This is a genomic window from Acidobacteriota bacterium (assembly GCA_020853395.1).
Taxonomy (GTDB): Bacteria; Acidobacteriota; Vicinamibacteria; order Vicinamibacterales; family SCN-69-37; genus JADYYY01.
On the sequence record JADYYY010000002.1, the window covers coordinates 1 to 24,341 of the forward strand.

Below are 24,341 nucleotides of genomic sequence, written 5' to 3' on the forward strand. Positions count from 1 at the left end.
GAGAAGGTCAAGATCGAGCGCGAGAACCAGACGCTCGCGACCATCACGTTCCAGAACTACTTCCGCAAGTACGACAAGCTCTCCGGGATGACCGGCACGGCCGAAACCGAGGCCGAGGAGTTCGCGAAGATCTACAAGCTCGACGTGATCGTCGTGCCGTCGCACCGGCCGCTCCGCCGCAAGGAGGAGCCCGACAGCGTCTACCGCACCGAGAAGGAGAAGTACGAGGCGATCCTCGCCGACATCGTCGACAGACAGCAGTCCGGCCGGCCGGCGCTCGTCGGCACCGTCTCGATCGAGAAGTCCGAGAAGCTGAGCAGCATGCTGAAGCGGCGCGGCGTCAAGCACGTCGTGCTCAACGCGAAATACCACGCGCAGGAGGCCGAGATCGTGGCGCAGGCCGGCCGCCGGAGCGCCGTGACGATCGCCACCAACATGGCCGGCCGCGGCACCGACATCCTGCTCGGCGGCAATCCCGAGTTCATGGCGAGGCAGCGCACGCTGGCCGACCAGTTGGCCGAGCGGCTGCCGAAAGGACAGGAGCGGTTCGTCGACGACGAGGAGTTCGTCTACTTCCATCACCTCGACAGCTTCTACCGGGTCTCGCGGGAGGCGTACGAGCGCCTCTACGCCGAGTCCAAGCAGCAGACCGACGCCGAGCACGAGGACGTGGTCGCGCTGGGCGGCCTGCACATCATCGGCACCGAGCGGCACGAAGCGCGCCGCATCGACAACCAGCTCCGCGGCCGCGCCGGACGCCAGGGCGATCCCGGATCGTCGCGCTTCTACCTGTCGCTCGAAGACGACCTCATGCGGATCTTCGGCTCGGACCGGATCGCCGGGCTGATGCAGCGCCTCGGGATGGAAGAGGGCGTGCCGATCGAGCACGGGATGGTCACGAAGGCGATCGAGCGGGCGCAGCGGCAGGTCGAGGCGCAGAACTTCGGTACGCGCAAGCACCTGCTCGAGTACGACGACGTGATGAACAAGCAGCGGGAGAACGTCTACACGCTGCGCCGGGAACTGCTCGTCGGCCAGATCAAGCTCGACGAGGAAGCCGACGTCCTCGACACGCGCGCGTACCTGATGACGCTCGCCGAAGAGCAGATTCAGCAGGTCGTCGAGACCTTCGCCGCGAAGGAACAGGAGCCGCAGGAGTGGGATCTCGGCGCCCTGGTGCGCGGCGTGAGCGAGCTGCTGGGGATCGAGCCCGATGAGATCGAGGCGCTCGGCCTCGAGAAGCAGACGCCCGAGGAGATGGTCGACGCGATTTACGACCTGGCGGTTCGCAACTACGAGGCGAAAGAGCACCTCCTGCCGGATCCGGCGCTCCTGCGTCGCGTCGAGCGGGACATCATGCTGCAGATCGTCGACGCGCAGTGGAAGGACCACCTCTACAGCCTCGATCACCTCAAGGAAGGGATCGGCCTGCGCGGCTACGGCCAGCGCGACCCGCTCGTCGAGTACAAGCGAGAGAGCTTCGAGCTGTTCCAGGCGATGAAGGAACGGATCGACGAGGAGATGGTCCGGTACTTGTGGCGGCTTCGCCCCGTCATCGAAGGCCCGGCCGATGCCGCGGGCGCGCCCTTGCTGGCGCCGCCGACGCGCCCGGCCCCCAAGCGCCCGGCTCCGGTGACGCTGAGCGGCGCGGGCGCAGCCGCGCCGGCGTCAGCCTTTCCCCCCGCCGCCGCACGCGCCCAGCCGCCGCCGCGTCCGGCCCGCACCGGCGGCGACGATGCGCCGGTCGCGACCGTGCGCCGCGACGAGCCGAAGATCGGCCGGAACGACCCCTGCTACTGCGGCAGCGGCAAGAAGTACAAGAAGTGCCATGGCGCCTAGCTTCCTATGACGATGCCCCTCAGTCCGGCCGCCCAGGTCAGCGCGGGCCTGCCCGAAGCGCTGACGTTCGACGATGTGCTCCTCGTCCCCCGGCACTCCGAGATCCTGCCCAGCCGCGTGGACGTCTCGTCGCAGCTCACCTCCAGGATCCGCCTGAACGTGCCGATTCTCAGCGCCGCCATGGACACGGTGACCGAGAGCCGGCTCGCGATCGCGATGGCCCAGCACGGCGGCCTCGGGATCATCCACAAGAACCTGAGCATCGACGAGCAGGCGTCGGAGGTCGATCGCGTGAAGCGCTCGGAGAGCGGCATGATCGTCAATCCGATCACGCTCTCGCCGCGCCACAAGATCTACGAAGCGCTCGAGCTGATGAAGAAGTACCGTATCAGCGGCGTGCCCATCACCGAGGACGGCAGCAAGGAGGGCCGCCTCGTCGGCATCCTCACCAACCGCGATCTCCGGTTCGAGACGCGCGTCGAGCGGCCGATCAGCGAGATCATGACGCGCGAGAACCTCGTGACCGTCTCGGTCGGCACGACGCTCGATCAGGCGCGCGAGATGTTCCACCGCCACAAGGTCGAGAAGCTGCTGGTCGTGGACGCCGACTTCCGGCTGAAGGGCCTGATCACCGTCAAGGACATCCAGAAGCTCGTCAAGTACCCGAACGCCTGCAAGGACCGGCTGGGCCGCCTCCGCGTCGGCGCGGCCATCGGCGTGAGCAAGGACACGATGGATCGCGCGGATGCGCTGGTCCACGCGCACGTGGACCTGCTCGTGCTCGACACCGCGCACGGCCACTCGCAGGGCGTGCTCGACATGGTGGCCCAGTTGCGCGAGCGGTATCCCGATGTCGACATCATGGCGGGCAACGTCGCGACCGGCGCGGCGACGGCCGCGCTCATCGAGCGCGGCATCAACGCCGTCAAGGTCGGGATCGGCGCCGGCTCGATCTGCACCACGCGCGTCGTCGCCGGCATCGGCGTGCCGATGATCACGGCCGTCGCCGAGTGCGCGCGGGCGGCATGGGATCGTGGCGTGCCGATCGTGGCGGACGGCGGCATCCGCTACTCGGGAGACATCACGAAGAGCCTCGCCGTTGGAGCGAGCGCCGTGATGGTGGGAAGCCTGTTCGCCGGCACGGACGAGAGTCCGGGCGAGATCATCCTGTATCAGGGGCGCAGCTTCAAAGAGTACCGCGGCATGGGCTCGCTCGGCGCGATGCGCCGGGGAAGCCGCGACCGCTACTTCCAGGACGAGTTCGATCTCGAGAGCGGCAGCGGCGATGGCAGCGACAAGCTGGTGCCCGAAGGCATCGAAGGGCGCGTTGCCTACAAGGGCAGCGTGTCCGCGATGATCCACCAGCTCGTGGGCGGCCTCCGCGCGGGCATGGGCTATTGCGGATGTCCGACGATTCCGACGCTGCAGCGGGAGGCCATGCTGATCCGCGTGACCTCGGCCGGCGTGCGCGAGGGGCACGTGCACGACGTCGTCATCACCAAGGAAGCGCCGAACTACCGCGTCGAGTCGCGATAGCGAATCCGGATCCGCCGGCCGTCGGCGCCGGTGGGTTCGATGTCGACGTCGATGGCGCCGGCTGGCGGCCGGCGCCAGCGCTCCGGCCACTCCACCGCCAGCACCGCGCCCTCGCAGAGATCGTCGATCCCGAGGTCGTCCACCTCCGCGGGCGACAGCCTGTACAAGTCGACGTGCTGCAGCACGGTCGGTCCGGCGTATTCCTGGACGATCGTGAACGTCGGGCTCGACACCTCGCGCGGATCGCAGCCGAGCCCTTCGGCCAGCCCGCGCGTGAACGCCGTCTTTCCCGCGCCGAGTGGCCCGCGCAGCAGCACGGCGGCGCCAGGGCCGAGCGTGCGCCCGAGCGCGCGCCCGACGTCGGCCGTCTCGGCCTCCGAGTGCGTCGTGTATTGGCCGATCACGCAATCGCCGCCGGCGGCGGCTCCGGACCGATCAGGTCGAGCACGGCCTCACCGAGCGCCTCGATGATATCCCCGGCGATGAGCGACACCTGGCCGTGCGCATCGGCCGCGACGTCGCCGGCGCGTCCGTGCAGGTACACCGCCAGCCTCGCGGCCGCATCGACGTCGTGCAGTTGGGCGCACCGCGCGGCGATCATGCCGGTGAGCACGTCGCCGGCCCCGGCGGTCGCCATGCCGGGATTGCCGGTGACGTTGACCGCGACGCGCCCGTCGGGGGCCGCGACCAGCGTGCGATGGCCCTTCAGCACGACATGCACGCGGCGGGCGGTGGCCAGGTCCGTTGCGGCGTCCACCCGGTGCGACTGAATGGCTTCGATCGACGCGCCGACCAGGCGCGCCATCTCGCCGGGATGGGGCGTCAGCACGACTGGACCTCGATGCCCGCCAAGCAGCTCCAGATGACCCGCGAACGCGACGACGGCATCGGCATCGAGCACGAGCGGCACGTCGGATCGCTCGACGAGCGCGTGCACGGCCGCGGCAACCGACGGCGACCGTCCCAAGCCCGGGCCCATGGCAACGACGTCGGCATCGAAGGCCAGGATCGTGCGTGCGGCCTCGTCGGCGATCGTGCCGTCCGGCGCCTCGTCGAGCGCCAGCGTCATGTATTCCGCCCCGAGGGCAGCCACGATCGCCGCCGAACTGCGCGGCACGGCGATCGTCACGAGCCCGGCGCCGGCGCGGAGCGCGGCGCGGCCTGCCAGCGCTGCCGCACCGGTGCGGCCGGGCGATCCGGCCACGATCAGCACGCGGCCGAAATCGCCTTTGTGCGCGTCGGCCGCCCGCGGGCGGATCAGCGGCCGCATGGCCGCTCGCGTCAGCACGTCCACGCGCGGGCCGTCCAGTGCGGCGATGACGGCCTCCGGAATCCCGATGTCGGCGACGACGAGCTGCCCGGCCAGCCGTTCGGCAGGCGGCAGCACGAGCGGCAGCTTCGGCGCGCCGAGCGTCACCGTCATCACGGCGTTCACCGCCGTGCCCGGCACCTCGGCCGTGTCGGCCGACAGCCCGCTCGGGAGATCGATCGCGACCACCGGGCGATCCGACGCGTTGACATCCGCGATGACCGTTTCGACGAGCCCGCTCACCGGCCCGCGCAGACCAGTGCCGAAGAGCGCATCCACGACGACGTCACGGGCGAGCACGTCCGGCGCGTGCCGTTCCCAGGTCGCGGCGTCGCCGACCTCGACCACATCGAGGTCGAGCTGCCCGAGCGCCTGCAGGTTCACGCGCGCATCACCCTTGATCTCGTGGGCGGCGCCGATGACGTAGACGCTGACGTCGATGCCGCGCTCGGCCAACAGCCGGGCAACCACGAACCCGTCGCCGCCGTTGTTGCCGCGGCCGCACAGCACCGCCACGCGCCGATCCGCCAGGTCCTCGAAGGCCGCGTCCATCGCGCGGACGACCTCGCGCCCGGCGTGCTCCATGAGGACGAGCGACGGGACGCCGACCTCCTCGATCGTCCGGCGATCGGCCTCACGCATCTGACGGCTGTTCAGCACACGCATGGGACTCCGACGTGTCGTCGTGCCTGAAGATACACTACTGCCATGGACGCGGTGGTGTTCGTCAACGGCACGATCCGCCCGGCAGCCGACGCGGTGATCTCGGTGTTCGACCACGGGTTCCTCTACGGCGAAGGCGTGTACGAAACCATGCGGACGTACGAGCGCGCGCCGTTCCTGCTCGACCGGCACCTGGCGCGTCTGCGCCGCTCGGCCGCGCTGATGCGTCTTCCGCTGCCGTTCTCCGATGGCGAGATTGGCGGAGACATCGAGCGCACGATGGCCGAGCGGCCGGACTGGGGCGAGTGCTACATCCGGGTGCTCGTGACGCGCGGCGTGGGCGACTTGTCGTACGACCCGTCCGTGACGCCCACCCCGTCGGTCGTCATCATCGTCAAGCCGCTCGTGCTGCCGCCGGAGCGGAGCTTCAGCGACGGGGTCGCCGTGGCCGTCGTGGACGTGCGCCGCAATCATCCGCAGGCGCTGAACCCGTTGATGAAATCGAACAACCTGCTCAACAACGCGCTGGCCGCCCAGGACGCGTACGCGCGGGGCGCCGACGAGGCGTTGATGCTGAACCATGCCGGCGAGCTGGCGGAAGGCTCGCAGACCAACGTGTTCGTCGTGAAGGACGGTGGCGTTTGGACGCCGCCGCTCTCGGCCGGCCTGCTGCCCGGCATCACGCGGGAGTTCGTGCTGGAGCTGGCGGCGGAGGCGGGCTATCCGGGTGGCGAGCGGACGCTCACGCCAGAAGACGTCGCGCGGGCGGACGAGCTGTTTCTCACGGGGACGACGCGCGAGATCACGCCGGTCGCGCGGGTCGACGGCACGCCGGTGGCGAGCGGACGGCCCGGGCGCATCACGCTCGCCCTGCTCGAACGATTCCGCGCGCGCGTGCGCGAGCTCGCGCCCGAACCACGCGTCTAGTCTCAGGGGCCGAGCGCGGCGCGCGCCTGCTCGGTCCACGCGCAGAGCGCTTGGACGTCGGCGTCGCTCAGCGCGGCATCTCGATGCAGCAGAACGTAGGAGCTCATCGGCATGTCGCCCGCGCGCACCTGTTCGCACATCTCCTGCAGCTTCTTCGTGGCGCGCGGACGATCGTACGCGGCCCAGTCCGACAGCGCCAGGTGCTCGCGCCCCTCGTTGACGTGAGAGACGAGAACCCAGGAGAACGGCGCGACCTGGCTGTACCAGGGCCAGACCGTGTCGTGCGAATGGCAGTCGCGGCACGAGCGATCGAGGATCGCCTTCACGTCCGGCGGCACCTGCGCCACGGCGGCGAGCGTTCGCGACGGATCCGTCGGCGGGTTCGTGCGCGCCGGCCGGATGGCTTGTGCCGCGACGAGCAGCACCGCGATGACCAGCACGATCTTCTTCGGCGAGGGCACGAGTGGCACGCTGAAGTCCTCGATCATTCTAGAGCGGTTTCGAGATCGGCGGCGCGTCGTCGCCGGATCGTGGTCATGAGCGCGATGCAGTCGCTGTGATCTGCCACCAGACGGACGTTGCGCCTCGAGCGTCTACGACATCCCACCTTCCGCACCGCGCAGTTCCCGACCAGCGGCTCTTGGGTCGACGCTGGAGTCCAGGGAGCCCGTTGGCTCGGAGCTGAAGCGATCGCGGTCGGCGCTCAGTTGGCGCGCGCTCCGCGGGAGAGGCTGTGCTCGAGGCCGACGAAGAACATCTCGGCGTCGACGCCGGGGTTCTCCGGTGCCGTCTTGGCGTTCGAGAAGTGATGGAACTTGTAGCCGGTCCGCAACGCCGTGCGCGCGCCGATCGGCCACAGCACGCCGCCGCCGAACTCGAAGGTGAAGTTGAACGCGCGCGAGCCCAGCACCGGCGCTTGCCGCGTGAACCACAGCGCACCGAGCGCGCCGCTCTCGTAGACGACCACCCGGCCGGTCACGCGCTGCTGTCCCTCGAACCCGATCGGCGCGAAGCCGAACGCGGCGACAGGCGCCGGCGCACCTTCGACGATCGTCGGCGTGCCCGACTCCGACAGCCCGCGCCGGTACGTCGGGTTGTTGGTGACGATGAGGAGCGGCGTCAGCTCGGGGGCGTACCGGAAGGACCATCGCGCGCGGACCACGAGCGGAACCGTCGCGTGCACGCCGATCTGCAGATGCCGGCGGTCCGGCGTGAGCCCCCAGTGCCGGCCCACGGGCGAGTGCGCCGACCCGCCGACGTAGAGTCCGACCGTCCACGGCCGGGCCGGCCCGGCGCCGCCCGTCTGCGCCGAGACGCTGCTGGCCAGCGCCAACAGCATCGCGAGGGTCAGGCCGAGCGATCGTGAGCCCACGGCCTCAGCGCGATGGCTCCGCGTACGCCTCCACGGGCGGGCAGGAGCAGACGAGATGGCGATCGCCGTACGGATTGTCGATGCGCGACACCGGCGGCCAGAACTTGCGCTGGCGCAGCGACGGTACCGGGTAGGCCGCCTGCTCCCGCGTGTACTGGTGACGCCAGTCCGTGGCGGCAACATCCTCGGCCGTGTGCGGCGCATGCCTGAGCGGGCTGTCGTGCGCGTCGACGCGGCCCTCTTCGATGGCGCGGATCTCCTCGCGGATCGCGAGCATCGCGTCGCAGAAGCGGTCCAGCTCCTCCTTCGGCTCGCTTTCGGTCGGTTCGACCATCAGCGTGCCGGCGACGGGAAACGACACCGTGGGCGCATGGAAGCCGTAGTCGATCAGCCGCTTGGCGACGTCCTGTTCGTCGATTCCGGTCGTCGCCTTGAACGGGCGGAGATCGAAGATGAGCTCGTGTGCCACGCGGCCCCGATCGCCGGTATAGAGGACCGGGAACGCCTGCTCGAGGCGCGCCTTGATGTAGTTCGCGCTCAACATGGCGATGCGCGTCGCGTTGGTCGCGCCCGCCGGCCCCAGCAGCCGCAGATAGCCGTACGAGATCAGCAGGATGCTCGCGCTGCCCCACGGCGCGGCCGACACCGGCGCGATCGCCTGTGTTCCGCCGGTGGCCACGAGCGGATGCCCGGGCAGGAAGGGCGCGAGGTGAGCGGCGACGGCGATGGGACCCATGCCCGGTCCGCCTCCGCCGTGCGGGATCGCGAACGTCTTGTGGAGGTTCAGGTGACAGACGTCGGCGCCGACCGCCGCGGGCCGTGTCAACCCGACCTGCGCGTTCATGTTCGCGCCGTCCATGTACACCTGGCCGCCGTGCTCGTGCACGATGCGGCAGATGTCGCGGATGCGCCGCTCGAACACGCCGTGGGTGCTCGGATACGTCACCATGAGACACGACAGATCGCCCGCGTGCCGTGCCGCCTTGGCGGAGAGATCGTCCACGTCGATGTTCCCGCGCGCGTCGCAGGCGACGATGACGACCTGCAGGCCGGCCATCGAAGCGCTCGCCGGGTTCGTGCCGTGCGCCGACTGCGGAATCAACGCCACGCGACGATGGCTCTCGCCGCGCGAGGCCTGGTACGCGCGGATGACGAGCAGCCCCGCCAGCTCGCCCTGGGCGCCCGAGTTGGGCTGCAGCGACACGGCTGCGAGCCCGGTGACCTCGGCGAGCGCTGCTTCCAGCTCGGCGAACACCTGCCGGTATCCCGCGGCCTGCTCCACCGGCGCGAACGGATGCAGCCGCGAGAACTCCGGCCAGCTCACCGGCATCATCTCGGCCGCCGCATTGAGCTTCATCGTGCACGACCCGAGCGGAATCATCGCCGTGTCGAGACCGAGATCCCTGCGCTCGAGCGTGCGGATGTACCGCATCATCTCGGTTTCCGAGTGGTGCGCGTTGAAGACGGGATGCGTGAGGAACGCGGACGTCCTGCGCATGGAACCCGGGAGCGACGCGCGAGGCGCGACGAGCGGCAGCGGCCTGCCGGCGGCCTCGCCGAAGACGTCGACCAGGTCGGCGAGATCCGCCGGGCTGACCGTCTCGTTCAACGAGATCTGCACGCTCGTGGCGTCGGGATACCGCAGGTTGATGCCGCGGGTTTCTGCGGCCCGGTCGATGCGCGCGATGGCGTCCTCGTCGAGCTCGTACCGCAGCGTGTCGAAGTAGCGAGGGTTGCGCTGGCGCCATCCGGTCGGCGCGATCGAGGCCTCGAGCGTGGCCGCCGCCGTGTGCACGGCGTCGGCGATCGTGCGAAGGCCGGCAGGCCCGTGGTAGACGCCGTAGAACGCGGCCATGTTCGCGAGCAGCGCCTGCGCCGTGCAGATGTTGGACGTCGCCTTCTCACGGCGGATGTGCTGTTCTCTCGTCTGCAGGGCCATGCGAAAGGCCCGGCGGCCCGCGGCGTCCACCGAGACGCCGATCAGGCGGCCCGGCATCTGCCGGACGAAGACGTCGCGCGTCGCCATGAACGCGGCGTGCGGACCGCCGTAGCCGAGCGGCACGCCGAACCGCTGTGCGCTGCCGATGACCACGTCGGCGCCGGCTTCGCCGGGCGGCGCGACGATCGCCAGCGACAACAAGTCCGTGCCGACCGCCACGAGCGTTCCCGTCTGCCTGGCGCGCGCGACGAGCGCGGGCAGATCCAGGAGCGTGCCGTGATCGTCCGGCGACTGCACGTACACCGCGAAGCAGCCATCGTCGAACGTCATGCTCGCGGGATCGGCATGCCGGACCTCCAGACCGAGCAGCGAGGCGCGCGACTCCAGCACGGCCCGCACGTGCGGAAACGTGTGCGTGCCGACGAGCAGCGTGCGCGCCTCGGCGCGCTTGTGCACGCGGCGCAGCATCGCGATCGCTTCGCCGGCGGCGGTCGCTTCGTCGAGCAGCGAGGCGTTCGCGACCTCCATCGCCGTCAAGTCCGAGACCATGGTCTGGAAGTTGAGCAGCGACTCGAGCCGGCCCTGGGCGATTTCGGCCTGGTACGGCGTGTACGGCGTGTACCAGCCGGGGTTCTCGAAGACGTTGCGCTGGATGACCGGCGGCGTGACCGTGTCGTGATAGCCGAGGCCGATGTAGCTCCGGGCCACGCGGTTCTTCGCGGCAATCTGCCGCAGTCGCCGGTGGTACTCGAATTCGCTTTCGGCGGGCGGCAACTCGAGCGCGCCGCCCACCCTGATGTCCGGCGGGACGATCTCGTCCATCAGCGCGTCCACGGACGACGCGCCGACGACCTCGAGCATCGACGCGAGATCGTCGTGCTGCGGTCCCAGATGGCGGCGCTCGAAGACGTCCGGCACTAGGACGCCACCACGGCACTGTAGGCCGACGCGTCGAGCAGCGCCTCCAACTCGGCCGGGTCCGTCGCGCGCAGCCGAATCATCCAGGTCTCGTGCGGCCTGCCGTTGACCGATTCCGGGTGGGTCGCCAGGTCGGGATTGGTGGCCACGACCTCGCCTGAAATCGGCGCGAACAGCTCGGACACCGCCTTGACCGACTCAATCGTGCCGAACGCCTCGCCCTGCCTGATCACGCGGCCCGGATCCGGCAGATCCACGAACACGACGTCGCCGAGCTGGCGCTGCGCGAAGTCGGTGATTCCTACCACGAACTCGTTCCCGTCGGCCCGGATCCACTCGTGATCCTTGGTGTACTTCAACTCGGCTGGATACATCGCACTCCTCCACCGCGTCTGGCGGCGTCGTCACGGGGCTGGCGCCGCGGCAGGCCTCGGGCGCGGCCGCCGATAGAAGGGTTCGGCGACCACCTCCGCCGCGGCCGTCCGGCCTCTGACGTCGATCTGCAGCGGCGTGCCCACGGCGCTGAGCGCGGCCGGCACCATGGCGAGGCCGATCGCCTTCTTCAGGAACGGCGTCTGCGTGCCGCTCGTCACCACGCCGCAGGGCGCGCCGTCGAGGAGCACGGCATGGCCGTGTCGCGCGATGGCGCGGTCGCGCACTTCGAAGCCCACGAGGCGGCGGCTGAGACCTTGGGCCCGCTGCTCGCGCAGCCGCTCGGCTCCCATGAACGACGGTTTCTGCCAGCCGACGATCCACCCCAGGCCAGCCTCGAGCACCGTGGTCGCGTCGTCCATGTCGGTGCCGCAGAGCCGCATGCCGGCTTCCAGGCGCAGCGTGTCGCGCGCCCCAAGACCGCACGGGATCAGATCGACCGCACGACCGGCCTCCAGCACCGCGGTCCACACGCGCACTGCCTGGGCAGGTGGGACGAACAGCTCGAATCCATCCTCGCCGGTGTACCCGGTCCGCGAGATCGTCGCCAGGACGGAGGCGACCTCGCCGGTGGCGAACCAGTAGTACTTGATGGCGTCGAGGTCAACCGCCGTGAGCTGCTTCAGGACGTCGATCGCGGCGGGACCCTGCACCGCGATCAGCGCATATCGGGCGCTCGCGTTGACGACCGCGACGTCGCCGCCCTCGGCCTTCGCCTCGGCGGTGATCCACGCGTGGTCGCCGGCGATGTTCGCAGCGTTCACCACGATCATGTAATGGTCCGCCGCCATCCGGTACACCAGCACGTCGTCGACGAATGTGCCGGTCGGCGTCGTGAGCGCGGAGTACTGGGCCTGTCCGATGGCGAGTCGCGACGCGTCGTTGCAGGTGAGGCGCTGGATCAGCGCGAGGGCGTCCGCGCCGGCGACTTCGATTTGTCCCATGTGGCTGACGTCGAAGACGCCAGCGCGCGTCCGCACGGCCATGTGCTCGGCGGTGATGCCGGAGTACTCCAACGGCATGTCCCAGCCGCCGAACTCGACCATCCGGGCGCCGCTGGCCCGGTGCGTGTCGTTGAGTGGCGTCTTTCGCGGACCGGCGGTCGTACCTGCTGACATCGTCGATGGCGCCGGCGCGGACCCATTCCTCGCCGATGGCACCACAACGTACTATTGCGTCGTGAGCCGGTCAAGGAGCGCCCGCCGCATTGCGCCCGACTCGCGCGGTCGCCGTGTCGCACGTGGATCGCAGGCGTCGCGGTAGCAGAACACTGGTCGGGTAGTCGGAGGTCGTGGCGTTCACGATGCGGCCTCACGGTTCTCGTGAGCGAGACGACGACGGGTGGGGCGATAGGGGTATTCGAGATAGGCCTGCAGCGTGTGGTAGCTGATGTTGAGCACGTCGCAGGCCCGCCGCTTGTTGCCGCCGCAGCGCTCCAGGACGAGCCGCACGTACCGGCTGCACCAGCCGCGCAGGGAGTCGTCGCAGTCGCCCGCGCCGGCCTGCACTTCACGATACTCGTGCCGCACGGCGTCCGGCAGGTCGGCCAGGGTGATTTGCGGACCCGCCGCGAGCGCAATCGCACGCTCCAGCACGCGCGCCAACTGCCGGACGTTTCCCGGCCAGTTGTAGACCGTCAGCGCTTCCCTCGCCGCGCTCGCGATCGTCACCTCCGTCGTCCTGCTGTGGCGCCGGAGGAAGTGATCGATGAGCAACGGGATGTCGCTGCGTCGATCCCTGAGCGGCGGCACGACGATCTCGACCCCCGAGAGGCGGTAGTACAGGTCGGCCCTGAACTGGCCGCCCGTCACCATCGCGTGCAGGCTTCGGTTCGTCGCGGCAATCACGCGCGTGTCGATCGACTGGAGCCCCGTGCTGCCGACCCGCTCGACGGTCATGTCCTGCAGGACCCGGAGCAGCTTGGCCTGCGCGGTGAGCGACAGGTCCGCGACTTCGTCGAGAAAGAGCGTCCCCTGATCGGCCAGCTCGAACTTGCCCCGGCGGCCCCGCACGCCCGTGGCGGTTCGCTCCTCGATGCCGAACAGCTCCGCCTCGACCAGCGTGTCGACGATGGCCGCGCAGTTGACGGCGATGAAGGGCCCGCGATGGCGCGGGCTCCTCGTGTGGATCTCGCGCGCGACCAGTTCCTTGCCTGCGCCGCTCTCGCCCTCGACCAGCACGGTGAAGCTCGTCCGCGCGATCCGTCCGATTCGCGTGCGCAACTCGCGCATGACCTCGCTCTCGCCCACCAGCATCGCCACCGCCCCTCGAGTGCGTGTATCAACAGTGGTGCCAGAAACTGGCGTTCGGCGCCCTCCCGCCGCACGGGCCCGCGTCGTCCGTTGGCCCGAGGCGAGCCCGCACGTTCACGTCCAGTGGCAGATGCCGCGAAACAGCGGCCCGTTCCTACCCACCGCGACGACCGTCCACGACCAGACCACCGCGCGCCGCGGCGACGCCGGCGCGTCCGGTCCGGTGTCGACCACGTCGACCTCGCGGCCGGGCCGAAGCCGGAGGCGCCCCTCGAGCTCGATGCCGCCGGGCCATTCGCCCAGGGTCTTGACGTCGCTGCCAATCCGAACGCGAGTTGGCGCTACGGTTGCCATGTTCTCGAGCCTGGGTCGTACCGGAGAACGCGCGTTCGCCCGTTGACGCCGCCCACCCGCACGCAGTACTGAATGCCGCTCGCCGACCGAATGAAGGCGGTGCCGGCCGTCGCATCGCCGTCGGGCGAGAAGCTCGCGAGATTGCTCGCGCCGAACCGGACGGGATCGGGCGACCCTGGTTCGCCCGCCGGACCCCGAAGAGCCGGGTCGACGGCGATCGCTACATCCTTGAACACTCGCTCGATCATCGTCGGCGAGCTGGAGCACTCGTCGATGCCGTCGGCGATGTCGGCACGCCGAAGGCCATTGCCGTTGCCGTCGGCGCAGCGCCGAAGCGTCCAGCCGTTGTGCGTGGGCTCGAACGCCACGCCGACGGAGCGAGCCTCGAACGCCGCCTGCTGCCGCGCGTCTCTCATGATGGCGGCGATGAAGCCGGCCGCGTGTCGAACGCGGCCGGCTTCCACCGCTCGGGCGGTCACCGGCACCGACAGGACTCCCAGCGTGAGGACGAGGCCGAGCGCGACCACGACGTCCGCGAGCGTCGCGCCCTCGTCACGATGGCGGTGGGCAGGTGTGCCTGCGGCCGGCAACGCGCCGGGATGTCGCACGATCACCGATCGGCCGTCCTCGAAGCCGAGCCCACGGTGATCAGGGGCCTCAGCTTGAGGAAGTTCTTCTCGCCGATCCCCTGGACGTTCATGAGCTCTTCGATCTTCTTGAAGGTGCCGTTCTTCTGGCGGTACTCGAGGATTCGTGCGGCCATCGACGGCCCGATGCCCGGCAACTGCTGGAGATCGGTCGCGGTGGCCTGATTGAGGTTGACGAGCGCTGCCGTCGCGGCGGCGGGCGCTTTGGCCTCCTGCGCACGGACGGGGGCGGCGAGCCCGGTCAGACAAACGATGGCGCACGAGAGCGCGGCGCCCAGTAAACGCATGCACGGCTTCATGGGTCCTCCTGCTGAAGTGGCCGCGACGCGGCCGTTCTTCCCTCTGGCAAGGACCTCGCCAGCGTCGGACCACTCATGTCGTGTCGGTGCAAGTCGTTGACACAGCGCGGACTGGAAGCCAATCGCGCCAGGCTTCGCCAGCACGGTGGCCGCGCCGGGCGCGGGAAACGACAACGGCGGGATGCGCTTCGGCGCTGAAGGCACGAACGCCGACGCCTGCCGTTGCTCCTCCCCCAGAAGGCTCGCGGCTACTCCTCGCCGTCGGTGATGACGGGATTCATTTCCGGATGCCGGCTCGCCGTGAAGATTTCCCAGCAGGTGATGAACATGCCGGCGAGGATCGGCCCGATGATGAACCCGCTCGCGCCGAGCACCGCCAGCCCGCCAAGCGTCGAGAACAGCACGACAACGTCCGGCATCCGCGTGTCGCGGCCGACGAGACGCGGCCGCAGCAGGTTGTCGACCGAACCGACGACGAGGCTGCAGAAGGCGGCGAGCGAGACGGCGCGCATCGGGTGGCCGCCGAGCAGCAGAATCACGCACGCCGGCACCCAGACCAGCGCGCCGCCGACCACGGGCAGCACGGAGAGCAGCGCCATGACGACGCCCCAGAAGAGCGCGTCGGGAATCCCGACCACCGCGAACGCAAGCCCGGAGAGGCTGCCCTGCACGAGCCCGATGATGAGCGTGCCCTTCACCGTGGCGCGCGTCACCGACAGGAACCGCTCGGTCATCTGGAGCTGGTCCCGCTCGGTGAGCGGCAGGTGCCGGAGGATCTGGCGCCACAGTCGCGGGCCGTCCATCAGGAGGAAGAACATCGTGTACAGGAGCAGGAAGAACTGGAAGACGAAGTTCACCGTGCTCAGCGTGCCGCTGGAGAGCCAGCCGACCAGCGTGCTCCCGACGCGATTCGCGACATCGGCCAGCCGAGTGAGGATCTGCTCGCGGAACGGCTCGATCCGCTCGAAGCCGGGCAGCCGCTGCACGCGCTCGCCCAGCCAGCCCGGCTCGCTGACCATCTGTTCGATCACGGGCGTGATGCGTTCGGACACGCGCATCGCCTGGTTGATGACGACCGTGGAGACGCCGAAGAGCGGAACGATGACGAGCGTGAGCACGAGCAGCAGCGTGACGCCGGCCGCGAGCGGGCGGCGCCCGTTGAAGGCGCGCTCGAGCCGCGTGTAGAGGGGCCTCACGAGGCCGGAGAGAATCGCCGCGAGCAGGATCGTGGTGGCGAACGGCCGGAGCACGGCGCCGAACGCCAGCGTCACCGCGATGACCAGCAGGAGCAGGAAGGCGCTTCGGAACCGGTCCTCGGCCATGAGAGGCGTGCGTCGTCGCGCGCCCTTGAGTCTACACTGTCGAGACCGTCAGCTCGATTGGAGCATCCGCATGACCTTTGGAGTGTTCGTCTTCCCCGATGTCGAGGAGCTCGACTTCGTGGGCCCGTGGGAAATCGTCGGCACGTGGGGCAAGTTCTACGATGGCCCGGCGCGCCGCCTCGTCGTCGCCGAGGCGGACGGTCCGCTCCGCTGTGCCAACGGCCTGTCGATCAATCCGGACGTGACGATCGCGCAGTGTCCCCCGCTCGACTACCTGCTCGTTCCCGGCGGACAGGGCTCGCGCGTGGCGGTCGATCGGCCCGCGGTCATCGAGTTCATCCAGCGCGAAGCCGCTCGCGCGCGCGCCGTGCTCTCGGTCTGCACGGGCGCGTTCCTGCTCGAGCGCGCCGGCCTGCTCCGCGGGCAGCGCGCGACGACGCACTGGGGGGAGCTCGCGAAGCTTCGCACGCGGCCCGTCGAGGTCGTCGAAGAGCGGTTCGTGCGGAATGGAACCGTGTGGACGGCCGCGGGCGTCTCGGCCGGCATCGACATGACCCTCGCCTTCATCGCCAGCGAGGCCGGCGACACGGTCGCCGGCGACGTGCAGATGTTCGCGGAGTACTACCCGTCGGACGTGCGCTACGGCCGCGCACACCTGCGGCCCGAAGCGCCGCGGTACGTCCGCGCCGACGCGGCGACGCGTTCGTGACGCGCTACCCGCGGGCGACGGCCCGTTCCTGTTGGTACCAGGCCAGCGTCTTGCGCAGCCCTTCCTCGAAGCCCTCGCGAGGTTCGAATCCCAGCAGATGGCGGGCTCTCGCGATGTCGGCCTGCGAATCCCTCACGTCGCCCTCGCGCGCCGGCGCGAACTCGGGCGTCGTCTGGACGCCCAGAAGGCGCCGGAGCACGGCGACCAGCTCGAGGAGCGACACGCGGCGACCGGCGGCGACGTTGATCACCTCACCAGCGGCTCCAGGCGCCTCGCACGACGCGAGCACGCCGTCGACGACGTCGCCCACGTACGTGAAGTCGCGGGTCTGCAGCCCGTCCCCGTAGATGCGCGGACGACGGCCTTCGACGAGCGCCTCGACGAAGAGCGAGATGACGCCGGAGTACGGCGATCCCGGCTCCTGCCTCGGACCGAACACGTTGAAGTATCGCGTCGTGACCGTCTCGAATCCGTAGAGCTGCGTGAAGAGCCGGCAGTACTGTTCCGAGACGAGCTTCTGCAGCGCATACGGGCTGAGCGGCTGCGTCGGCATGTCTTCGTGCTTCGGCAGATCGGCCGTATTGCCGTAGACCGACGATGAGCCCGCGAAGACGAGCCGCTTGACGCCGGCATCGCGCGCGGCGATCAGCACCGCGAGCGTGGCGTCCACGTTGGCGCGGTGCGAGGCGGCCGGATCCTGGATGGATCGAGGAACGGACGGGATCGCGGCCTGGTGCAGGACGTAGTCACAGCCGGCCACCGCGCGCGCCGCGACGCCCTCGGCCGCCAGATCGGCCTCGTACAGCTCGACCCGACCGTGCGGCACGTTGCTGCGGCGTCCCGTCGAGAAGTCGTCCACGACGCGGACGGTGTGTCCGCGCCGAAGCAGCTCCTCGACGAGATGCGATCCGATGAACCCTGCCCCTCCAGTAACGAGGTATTTCGCCAACCCGCCTCCCGATCGGACTACCGCGGCCAGCCGGACTGCGGCAGCCCGGGCGTGATCCGTACCGCGTTCCCATAGTACAGCTTCCGCAGCACCGCATCCGGCAAGCCGATGCCGTAGAGCTTCCAGAACGCATGGTAGTGGCGGTAGTAGTCGAAGTAGTCGTCCGTCGTCTCGAACACGCGCCAGTAGTACGGGAACTCGGTCGGCTCGAAGGTGTCCTTGCCGAACAGCAACCGGTCCTGGTACTTGACGAAGAAGTCGTGGGCCTGACGGGGCTGACGACCGATGTCGTAGAGCACGGCGCCGACTTCCGCCGTGAGCGTGGGCACCTCGTCGAACAGCTTGCCCAGCCGCTGCAGGTCGTTGCCGTACCACGCCAGGTGCGCGGCGATGAACTTCGTGCGCGGGTGCTTCTTGAACATGCGGTCGCGTTCGGCGAGCAGCTCGTCGAGCGCCGGGATGCCGGGGCCGAACCAGCGCCGCTCCGGGAAGAGCGCCAGCTCGAGCCACCGCTCGTTGTGATAGTCGATGGCCTTGAAGAACTCGGGCGGGTCGGCCGTGTGGATGAACACCGGGATGTTCAGCCGCGCGCAGGCCTCCCAGACGGGATCGAGATCGGGGTCGTCCACCTTCAGCCTGGTGCCGTCGGCCTTCTTCGTCGTGAGCCCGAGGCCCTTGCCGACTTCGCCGACGCCCACCGCCCCCGCTTTCACGTCCGCCTCGAGCTGGGCGATCGCCTTCTCCGCCCAGCCCGGGCCGACGTTCTGGAAGTTGATGCCGGTGAGAATCCGCACGCGATCCTTGTGCGGGCTGGCGCGCACGACGTCGAGCGCGCGTTGCAGGCGCTCGCCCGACATGTTGTCGGAGCTGACGGCGATCCGGACGTTGATCTGATCCAACTGCTTGACGAGCGTGTCGAGCGACTCGGCGGAGGTCAGGTAGTTGGCGATGTGCGCGTGGTAGTCGATGGCGCCGTACTTGGCCCGCGGCACGGGGTGTTCCGGCGTGACGAGGGTCGACACGGGCCGGTAGTCGAGGATCGACGGCGCGGGCATCGTCGGCGCGCCGCAGTTGCGCAGGCGGACTTCGGTCGTCCCAGGTGGACATTCCTGACCGGCCTCGATCTGGACGCCGCCCATGCGGCCCCGGCCTCGGCCGCCCCCCGGCGCTCCCTGACCGGCAGGACCACCGCCCGCCGGAGGCGCGGCCGGCGGTTGCTGTGCGGCCGTCACGAAAGCGCCCAGCGCGACACAGGCAGCGAGGGCGATTGACACGCGACGCGATAATGCCATCTGACCTCCAGGATGGAGTCGTGGATGATGCTTCCCTACCGAGACAAGGCGTTCCACTGCAGCCTGCCGTAAGCCGAATTCTGTCCCCCGCGTCCGCGGCCTTCGCGGCAACTTGCGCGCCGCTCCAGTCCGCCTCGGCGGGGTGACGACCATTCCTCTAGGCCCGGCATTGCTGGCGGGCTCGAGCGGCCTACCCGGAGGCTTCGGACGGGCCGTCCTCGAGCGCCTCCCTATTTGGCCTTGCTCCGTGCGGGGTTTTGCCTGCCATCCGCCTCACAGCGGACGCGGTGCGCTCTTACCGCACCTTTTCACCCTTACCTGCTGCCGCTCGCGGCCCGAGAGCCTGAAGCGAAAGCCGGCGGTATGTTTTCTGTGCCACTGTCCTTCGAGTCACCCCGACCGGGCGTTACCCGGCGCACTGCCCTTTGGAGTTCGGACTTTCCTCCCGTCTCCGCCCGCGCTGCCGGCGAGGAGAACCCCGCCCGGCACCGCGGGACGAACACCGGCGGTCGTCCGGCACACTGCAGCGGAACGATACATAGTAGAACACGGTCCTGGGTCCCGAGTCCCGGGTCCCGGGTCCCGGGGCCCGAGTCCTGGGGCGCGCATCGGGGGGCCAGGGGCCGCTACGCCTCGTTCTCCTGTTTGATCCCGTACTGCTCGAGCTTCTTGTAGAGATTGCTGCGCGGCGTGTCGATGACGTCGGCGGTCCGTGAGATGTTCCAGCCGTACTCTTTGAGCTTCTCCACGAGGAACGCGCGTTCCGACCATTCCTTGAATTCGCGGAGCGTGGTGGGTCGAGGGCCGGTCATCGGGACGGTGGCGGGCCCGGCGGATGGGACGGCTCCAGGCGAGGCTGGCCGCGCGTCGCCGCGCACGACCTGCCTGACGTCGTCGGCGTCGATGAGGTCGCGATCCGTCATGATCAGGATGCGTTCCACGACGTTCTTGAGCTCGCGGACGTTGCCGCGCCAGCGCGCGCCGGCGAGCGCGTCGAGCGCTCCGGGCGTGAAACGCGCGAGCCGCCGGTTGTTCTCGCGGCTGAACTGCGCCACGAAGTGCTGCACGAGCAGCGGCACGTCGTCGCGCCGCTCGCTGAGCGATGGCACGCGGATCGGAATCACGCTGAGCCGGAAGTAGAGGTCTTCGCGGAAGCGTCCCGAGGCAATCTCCTCTTCGAGGTCCTTGTTCGTCGCGGCGATCACGCGCACGTCCACTTTGATCGTGCGCGAGGAGCCCAGCCGCTCGACCTCGCCTTCCTGCAGCACGCGCAGCACCTTGGCCTGCGTCTTCGCGCTCATGTCGCCGACTTCGTCGAGGAAGATCGTCCCGCGATCCGCCATCTCGAACTTGCCGACCTGTTTCTCGGTCGCGCCGGTGAACGCGCCCCGCTCGTGGCCGAACAGCTCGGACTCGATGAGGTCTTCCGGAATGGCGGCGCAGTTGACTTGCACGAAGCGCTCGCGGGCACGCAGGCTGCTCCTGTGCATCGCGCGGGCGACGAGCTCCTTGCCGGCGCCGCTCTCGCCGAGGATCAGCACGGTGGCATTGGTCGGCGCCGCACGGCGCACCTGCTCGAGCACTTGCGTGAGCGCGGCGCTCTCGCCGACGAGCTGGTGCCGCGTTTCGAGCGCCGTGCGCAGCGTGCGGTTCTCGCGCCGCAAGGTGCCGAGCTCCACCCCTTCGCGCACGGCGTCGAGCACGTAGTCCTTGGAGAGCGGCTTCTCGATGAACCGGAAGGCCCCGAGGCGCCCGGCCTCCAGCGCCGTGGCCGCGGTGCCGTGCGCCGAGATCATGACGACGGGCAGCGTGTCGTTCTGGCTGCGCAGCCGGCCGAGCACCTCGAGCCCGTCCACGCCGGGCATCTTGATGTCGAGGAAGACCAGATCCGGCGCCTCGCGATCGACGAGGGCGAGGGCTTCGGAACCCGAGCCCGCGAGCTGCACGTCGTGCCCTTCGTACTCGAGAATCATCCGCATCGCATCCCGGATGGCGGGTTCGTCGTCGACGACGAGAATCCGGGCCTTCATCGGTCGGCGTCGGGCGTCACGGTCACGATGGTGTGCTGTCTGGTGTTCCGGTCGTAGATGAGGAGCGCGGCGACGTCGCCGCGCGTGAGATGGGAGACGGCCGACACGTACTCGCGCACGCTGCCGACGCGCTGACGGTTCAGCTCCACGACGACCTGATTGGCCTTGAGCTGCGCGAGCTTCGCCGGCCCGGCCGGATCGACTTCCGCGATGAGCACGCCCTCGATCTGGTCGGGAATGCGGAGCCGGGCGGCCGTGGCCTCGTCGAGCTCGCGCACCTTCATGCCGAGCGGCGTCTTGTCCTGGACGACCGGCCGGATGTCGGCGTCGGGCGGTGTCCGGCGCTGCACGGCGGGCGGCAGCGGACGATCCCGCAGCTTGACGTGTACCGTGCGCGTCTGGCCGTCGCGCCACACGTCGAGCGCGGCGAGCGTGCCGGGCGGTCGGCTCGACACGTAGCGGATCAGGTCCTCGTCGGACCGAATCACCTGGCCATCGACGCCGACGATGACGTCGTACGCGCGGAGGCCGGCCGCATCGGGCGGGCTGTCGGGCGACACGTCCTGCACGACCGCGCCTTGCGAGGGGGCGAGGCGCAGCGCCCGCCGAAGCTCCGGCGTGACGGTCGTGAGCCCGACACCCAGGAATCCGCGCGCGACCATGCCGGTGGCGTGCAGTTGCGGCAGTACGGCGATGACCTGCGTGATGGGAATCGCGAAGCCGATGCTCGACGCCTGCGCGCTCACGGCGGTCGTGATGCCGACGACCTCACCGCGCGCGTTGATCAACGGGCCGCCGCTGTTGCCGAAGCTGATGGCGGCATCCGTCTGGATGAACGCGTCGAGGCCCGGATCGAACAGCTTGCGGCCGAGGAAGCTCACCACGCCGACCGTGACCGAGTGCACGTAGACGCCGAGCGGATTGCCGATGGCGCACACCCACTCGCCCACACGGAGCGCGTCGGAGTCGCCGAGCGGCGCCGCCGGAAGCTTGTCGCCGGTATGGATCTGGAGGAGCGCGATGTCGAGCGCCGGATCGACGCCGATGAGGTCGGCCTTGAACGGACGGCCGTCGCTGAGCGTCACGGTCACGCGGTCGGCGCCCGTCACGACGTGGTAGTTCGTGAGGACGAACCCGGCCGGATCGATGATGAAGCCGCTGCCCGATCCTTCCCGAGGCTGCATCGCCTCACCCGGCACGTACCGCCCTCGCGGACGCGCCCGCTCGTCGAGCCCCCGGCTGGCCGTATCGACGTTGACGACCGTCGCGTTGAGGGTGGCCGCGACGGCGCCGAAGTCGACGCCCGCGACGGGCGCCGCATTCGCGGCGGCCGCCGCCACCAGCGGAGCGACGGCCGGTGCTTCGGCGCGGGTGACGATGGTCAGCGGCTGGATCTTGCCGGCACGAGCCGGCACGGGCAGCGTCGTGGTCGGCAGGGGCGGTCTCGTGCTGGCGAAGACCAGCCCGAGCAGGAAGCTCACGGCGCCGGTCAGCCCGGTCACGGCGAGGGCGACCCGACTCATCGTGGTTTCATTATAAGGGCCAGAAACGCGGCCTCGTCGAGCTCGCGGATGCCGAGCCGTCTGGCCTTGTCGAGCTTCGACCCCGGGTCCGCGCCGACGACGACCCCGGTGGTCTTCCGGCTGACGCTGCCGGCCACCTTGCCGCCGAGCTGCTCGATGGCTTCGGCCGCCGCCTCCCGGCTCATCGCGGCGAGCGTACCGGTGATCACGAACGTCTGTCCCGCGAGCGGCTGCGCGTCGGCGTCCGGTGACGGCTCGTCCTCCATGCGGACGCCCGCCGCCGCCAACCGGTCGAGCAGCGCGGCGTTGGGTGCTTCGTCCAGGAACGTGCGGACCGACGTGGCGACGACCTCGCCCACGTCCGGCACGGCTTGCAGCTCGGCGAGCGAGGCGGCGCGCAGCCGGCTCATGGAACGGAATGCCCGGGCAAGCGCGCGGGCGCCGCCTTCGCCGACGTGCCGGATGCCGATGCCGTGAATCACACGCCACAGCTCCGCGCCGCGGCTTCTGTCGATCTCCGCCACGAGGTTCGCGGCGGACTTCGGTCCCATCCGGTCGAGGCCCGCGAGCGTCCCGACGGTGAGGCCGTACAGGTCCGCGAAGTCGCGCACGAGCCCCTTGCTCACGAGCTGATCGATCAACGACTCGCCGAGGCCTTCGATGTTCAGCGCCCGGCGCGAGGCGAAGTGTTCGAGCGCCCGGCGAATTCGCGCGGGGCACGACACGTTGTCGCAGCGCCAGACGACCTCCTCTTCCGGCCGCACGAGCGTGCTCCCGCAGAACCGGCACGTCGCCGGCATCGTCCACGGGGCGCTGCGAGGCTCGCCCTCGCGGATGACCGGGCCGACGATCTTCGGGATGACGTCGCCGCCCTTCTCCACGATGACGAGATCGCCGTCGCGAACGTCACGGCGGGCGACTTCCTGCTCGTTGTGCAGCGTCGCCATCTGCACGGTGGTCCCGCCGAGCTGCACGGGCTCGAGCACGGCGTACGGCGTGACGGCGCCGGTTCGGCCGACGTTGACCTCGATGCGCAGCAGGCGCGTGATCCCCTGCTCGGCCGGGAACTTGAACGCCGTCGCCCAGCGAGGGAACTTCGCGGTGGTGCCGAGCGTCTCGCGCAGCGCGAGGTCGTCGAGCTTGACGACGACGCCGTCGGTGTCGAAGCCGAGCGAGCGCCGGGCGTCGCGCCATGTGCGGGTGAAGGCGATCACGTCCTGGATGGAGGCGCAACGCTGCCAATGCCGTTCGACAGGACAGCCCCAGGCGCGAAGCCGTTCGAGGATCTCCCCATGGCGCGCCGCAATGTCCGGCGCGCCGGGCGGCGTCACGACCTGATACGTGAACGCCCGAAGGCCGCGCTTGGAGACGGCGGCGGTGTCGAGCGTCCGGATGCTGCCAGCCGCGGCGTTGCGCGGATTGGCGAACGGCGGCTCCCCGGCAGCCTCGCGGTCGGCGTTGAGCCGCTCGAACACCTGGCGCGGGAGGAACACCTCGCCGCGGATCTCGAGCTGGGCGATCGGCGGCGGCGTGCGAAGCCGGAGCGGGATGGCGCGGACCGACCGCACGTTGGCGGTCACGTCCTCGCCTTCCGTGCCGTCGCCACGCGTGACCGCGCGGACGAGCCGGCCGGCCTCGTAGGTCAGCGCGATGCTGAACCCGTCGATCTTCAGTTCGGCGACGTAGCCGAGCGGCGTCTCCGGCGGCTCGCCGATGGCGCGGCAGAGCCTGGCGTGGAACTCGAGCAGCTCCTCCTCGCTGTAGACGTTGTCGAGGCTGAGCATCGGCGCGAGGTGGCGTGCCGTCTCGAAGCCCTCGGCCGGGCGGCCTCCGACTCGCTCGGTCGGCGAGCTGGGATCGCGCAGGTCGGGATGGCGCGCCTCGAGCGCCTCGAGCTCGTGCATCAGCCGATCGAACTCGGCGTCGGAGATCTCCGGGTTGTCGTCGACGTAGTACCGCTCTTCGTGATAGCGGATGAGGTCGCGAAGTTCGGCGACGCGCTCGGCGGGCGAGGACACCGGGACGCTCC

General features: G+C 69.8%; 21 protein-coding genes and 1 other RNA gene. 4 read left to right on the plus strand and 18 right to left on the minus strand.

The genetic code is table 11. The annotated features are described in order from the left end of the window. Nucleotides 1–1,839 (plus strand): SEC-C domain-containing protein (locus tag IT184_00545; GenBank protein ID MCC7007282.1); only part of this gene is annotated, 1,839 nt, incomplete at its 5' end. A gap of 12 nt (nucleotides 1,840–1,851) precedes the next feature. Next, nucleotides 1,852–3,375 (plus strand): IMP dehydrogenase, encoded by a 1,524-nt coding sequence (gene guaB, locus IT184_00550; GenBank protein ID MCC7007283.1) that lies wholly within the window; start codon nucleotides 1,852–1,854, stop codon nucleotides 3,373–3,375. On the opposite strand, the gene tsaE is transcribed toward guaB, so the two are convergent. Both tsaE and IT184_00560 read right to left on the minus strand, forming a co-directional pair. Beyond that, nucleotides 3,354–3,776 carry a tRNA (adenosine(37)-N6)-threonylcarbamoyltransferase complex ATPase subunit type 1 TsaE gene (gene tsaE / locus IT184_00555; GenBank protein MCC7007284.1) on the minus strand — a complete coding sequence of 141 codons (423 nt, stop codon included), beginning with the start codon at nucleotides 3,774–3,776 and terminating at the stop codon, nucleotides 3,354–3,356. The two genes, guaB and tsaE, sit on opposite strands and share 22 nt — an antisense overlap. Beyond that, entirely contained in the window at nucleotides 3,776–5,350 is a 1,575-nt protein-coding gene (locus tag IT184_00560) for an NAD(P)H-hydrate dehydratase (protein MCC7007285.1), read from the minus strand. The genes tsaE and IT184_00560 overlap by 1 nt, the downstream gene beginning before the upstream one ends. A 42-nt stretch (nucleotides 5,351–5,392) precedes the next feature. Between IT184_00560 and IT184_00565 the strand changes: the two genes are divergently transcribed. Then, nucleotides 5,393–6,274 (plus strand): aminotransferase class IV, encoded by an 882-nt coding sequence (locus tag IT184_00565; protein ID MCC7007286.1) that lies wholly within the window; start codon nucleotides 5,393–5,395, stop codon nucleotides 6,272–6,274. 2 nt (nucleotides 6,275–6,276) lie between these two features. Here IT184_00565 and IT184_00570 read toward each other — a convergent pair whose 3' ends face one another. The 10 genes from IT184_00570 to IT184_00615 form a co-directional block, all read right to left on the minus strand. Next, the gene (locus IT184_00570) at nucleotides 6,277–6,744 is read right to left on the minus strand and encodes a heme-binding domain-containing protein (protein ID MCC7007287.1); all 468 of its coding nucleotides are present in this window, start codon (nucleotides 6,742–6,744) and stop codon (nucleotides 6,277–6,279) included. A gap of 233 nt (nucleotides 6,745–6,977) precedes the next feature. Next, nucleotides 6,978–7,646, minus strand: coding sequence for an acyloxyacyl hydrolase (locus IT184_00575; protein ID MCC7007288.1), 669 nt, complete (start codon nucleotides 7,644–7,646; stop codon nucleotides 6,978–6,980). 4 nt (nucleotides 7,647–7,650) lie between these two features. Further along, nucleotides 7,651–10,503: an aminomethyl-transferring glycine dehydrogenase gene (gcvP, locus tag IT184_00580; protein MCC7007289.1), complete on the minus strand. Its 2,853-nt coding sequence runs from the start codon at nucleotides 10,501–10,503 to the stop codon at nucleotides 7,651–7,653. After that, nucleotides 10,503–10,877: a glycine cleavage system protein GcvH gene (gene gcvH / locus IT184_00585; GenBank protein MCC7007290.1), complete on the minus strand. Its 375-nt coding sequence runs from the start codon at nucleotides 10,875–10,877 to the stop codon at nucleotides 10,503–10,505. The genes gcvP and gcvH overlap by 1 nt, the downstream gene beginning before the upstream one ends. 30 nt (nucleotides 10,878–10,907) lie before the next feature. Next, complete coding sequence (gcvT, locus tag IT184_00590; GenBank protein MCC7007291.1) at nucleotides 10,908–12,053, minus strand: glycine cleavage system aminomethyltransferase GcvT; 1,146 nt, start codon at nucleotides 12,051–12,053, stop codon at nucleotides 10,908–10,910. A gap of 180 nt (nucleotides 12,054–12,233) precedes the next feature. Then, nucleotides 12,234–13,196: a sigma-54-dependent Fis family transcriptional regulator gene (locus IT184_00595; protein ID MCC7007292.1), complete on the minus strand. Its 963-nt coding sequence runs from the start codon at nucleotides 13,194–13,196 to the stop codon at nucleotides 12,234–12,236. 105 nt (nucleotides 13,197–13,301) lie between these two features. Next, the gene (locus IT184_00600) at nucleotides 13,302–13,541 is read right to left on the minus strand and encodes a hypothetical protein (GenBank protein MCC7007293.1); all 240 of its coding nucleotides are present in this window, start codon (nucleotides 13,539–13,541) and stop codon (nucleotides 13,302–13,304) included. After that, a complete protein-coding gene (locus tag IT184_00605; protein ID MCC7007294.1) occupies nucleotides 13,529–14,155 on the minus strand; it encodes a hypothetical protein in 627 nt (208 codons plus the stop codon). The genes IT184_00600 and IT184_00605 overlap by 13 nt, the downstream gene beginning before the upstream one ends. After that, a complete protein-coding gene (locus IT184_00610; protein ID MCC7007295.1) occupies nucleotides 14,152–14,475 on the minus strand; it encodes a helix-hairpin-helix domain-containing protein in 324 nt (107 codons plus the stop codon). Before IT184_00610 ends, IT184_00605 begins: the two co-directional genes overlap by 4 nt. A gap of 260 nt (nucleotides 14,476–14,735) precedes the next feature. Beyond that, nucleotides 14,736–15,809 (minus strand): AI-2E family transporter, encoded by a 1,074-nt coding sequence (locus IT184_00615; protein ID MCC7007296.1) that lies wholly within the window; start codon nucleotides 15,807–15,809, stop codon nucleotides 14,736–14,738. A gap of 70 nt (nucleotides 15,810–15,879) precedes the next feature. Here IT184_00615 and IT184_00620 point away from each other — a divergent pair, with 70 nt between their 5' ends. Next, a complete protein-coding gene (locus IT184_00620; GenBank protein MCC7007297.1) occupies nucleotides 15,880–16,518 on the plus strand; it encodes a DJ-1/PfpI family protein in 639 nt (212 codons plus the stop codon). A 4-nt stretch (nucleotides 16,519–16,522) separates the two neighbouring features. Here the strand turns inward: IT184_00620 and IT184_00625 are convergent, their stop codons facing one another. From IT184_00625 to ligA, 6 genes are all read right to left on the minus strand, one after another. Then, nucleotides 16,523–17,467, minus strand: coding sequence for an SDR family oxidoreductase (locus tag IT184_00625; GenBank protein ID MCC7007298.1), 945 nt, complete (start codon nucleotides 17,465–17,467; stop codon nucleotides 16,523–16,525). Between the two features lie 17 nt (nucleotides 17,468–17,484). Next, nucleotides 17,485–18,606 carry an amidohydrolase family protein gene (locus tag IT184_00630; protein ID MCC7007299.1) on the minus strand — a complete coding sequence of 374 codons (1,122 nt, stop codon included), beginning with the start codon at nucleotides 18,604–18,606 and terminating at the stop codon, nucleotides 17,485–17,487. A gap of 207 nt (nucleotides 18,607–18,813) precedes the next feature. Continuing rightward, nucleotides 18,814–19,284, minus strand: an RNA gene (gene rnpB / locus IT184_00635) — RNase P RNA component class A. 101 nt (nucleotides 19,285–19,385) lie between these two features. Continuing rightward, nucleotides 19,386–20,789, minus strand: coding sequence for a sigma-54-dependent Fis family transcriptional regulator (locus IT184_00640; protein ID MCC7007300.1), 1,404 nt, complete (start codon nucleotides 20,787–20,789; stop codon nucleotides 19,386–19,388). Continuing rightward, complete coding sequence (locus tag IT184_00645) at nucleotides 20,786–22,312, minus strand: trypsin-like peptidase domain-containing protein (GenBank protein MCC7007301.1); 1,527 nt, start codon at nucleotides 22,310–22,312, stop codon at nucleotides 20,786–20,788. The genes IT184_00640 and IT184_00645 overlap by 4 nt, the downstream gene beginning before the upstream one ends. Further along, the gene (gene ligA, locus IT184_00650; protein MCC7007302.1) at nucleotides 22,309–24,330 is read right to left on the minus strand and encodes an NAD-dependent DNA ligase LigA; all 2,022 of its coding nucleotides are present in this window, start codon (nucleotides 24,328–24,330) and stop codon (nucleotides 22,309–22,311) included. Before ligA ends, IT184_00645 begins: the two co-directional genes overlap by 4 nt. Between the last annotated feature and the right edge of the window lie 11 nt (nucleotides 24,331–24,341).

What these genes read in the sequence shown, in the direction of transcription:
- IT184_00620 (MCC7007297.1), top strand. Translation starts at nt 15,880, where the DNA reads ATGACCTTTGGAGTGTTCGTCTTCCCCGATGTCGAGGAGCTCGACTTC.
- IT184_00565 (MCC7007286.1), top strand. Translation starts at nt 5,393, where the DNA reads ATGGACGCGGTGGTGTTCGTCAACGGCACGATCCGCCCGGCAGCCGAC.
- IT184_00645 (MCC7007301.1), bottom strand. Translation starts at nt 22,312, where the DNA reads ATGAGTCGGGTCGCCCTCGCCGTGACCGGGCTGACCGGCGCCGTGAGC.
- IT184_00610 (MCC7007295.1), bottom strand. Translation starts at nt 14,475, where the DNA reads ATGCGTTTACTGGGCGCCGCGCTCTCGTGCGCCATCGTTTGTCTGACC.
- guaB (MCC7007283.1), top strand. Translation starts at nt 1,852, where the DNA reads ATGCCCCTCAGTCCGGCCGCCCAGGTCAGCGCGGGCCTGCCCGAAGCG.
- IT184_00640 (MCC7007300.1), bottom strand. Translation starts at nt 20,789, where the DNA reads ATGAAGGCCCGGATTCTCGTCGTCGACGACGAACCCGCCATCCGGGAT.
- gcvT (MCC7007291.1), bottom strand. Translation starts at nt 12,053, where the DNA reads ATGTCAGCAGGTACGACCGCCGGTCCGCGAAAGACGCCACTCAACGAC.
- IT184_00600 (MCC7007293.1), bottom strand. Translation starts at nt 13,541, where the DNA reads ATGGCAACCGTAGCGCCAACTCGCGTTCGGATTGGCAGCGACGTCAAG.
- IT184_00560 (MCC7007285.1), bottom strand. Translation starts at nt 5,350, where the DNA reads ATGCGTGTGCTGAACAGCCGTCAGATGCGTGAGGCCGATCGCCGGACG.
- IT184_00630 (MCC7007299.1), bottom strand. Translation starts at nt 18,606, where the DNA reads ATGGGCGGCGTCCAGATCGAGGCCGGTCAGGAATGTCCACCTGGGACG.
- gcvH (MCC7007290.1), bottom strand. Translation starts at nt 10,877, where the DNA reads ATGTATCCAGCCGAGTTGAAGTACACCAAGGATCACGAGTGGATCCGG.
- IT184_00615 (MCC7007296.1), bottom strand. Translation starts at nt 15,809, where the DNA reads ATGGCCGAGGACCGGTTCCGAAGCGCCTTCCTGCTCCTGCTGGTCATC.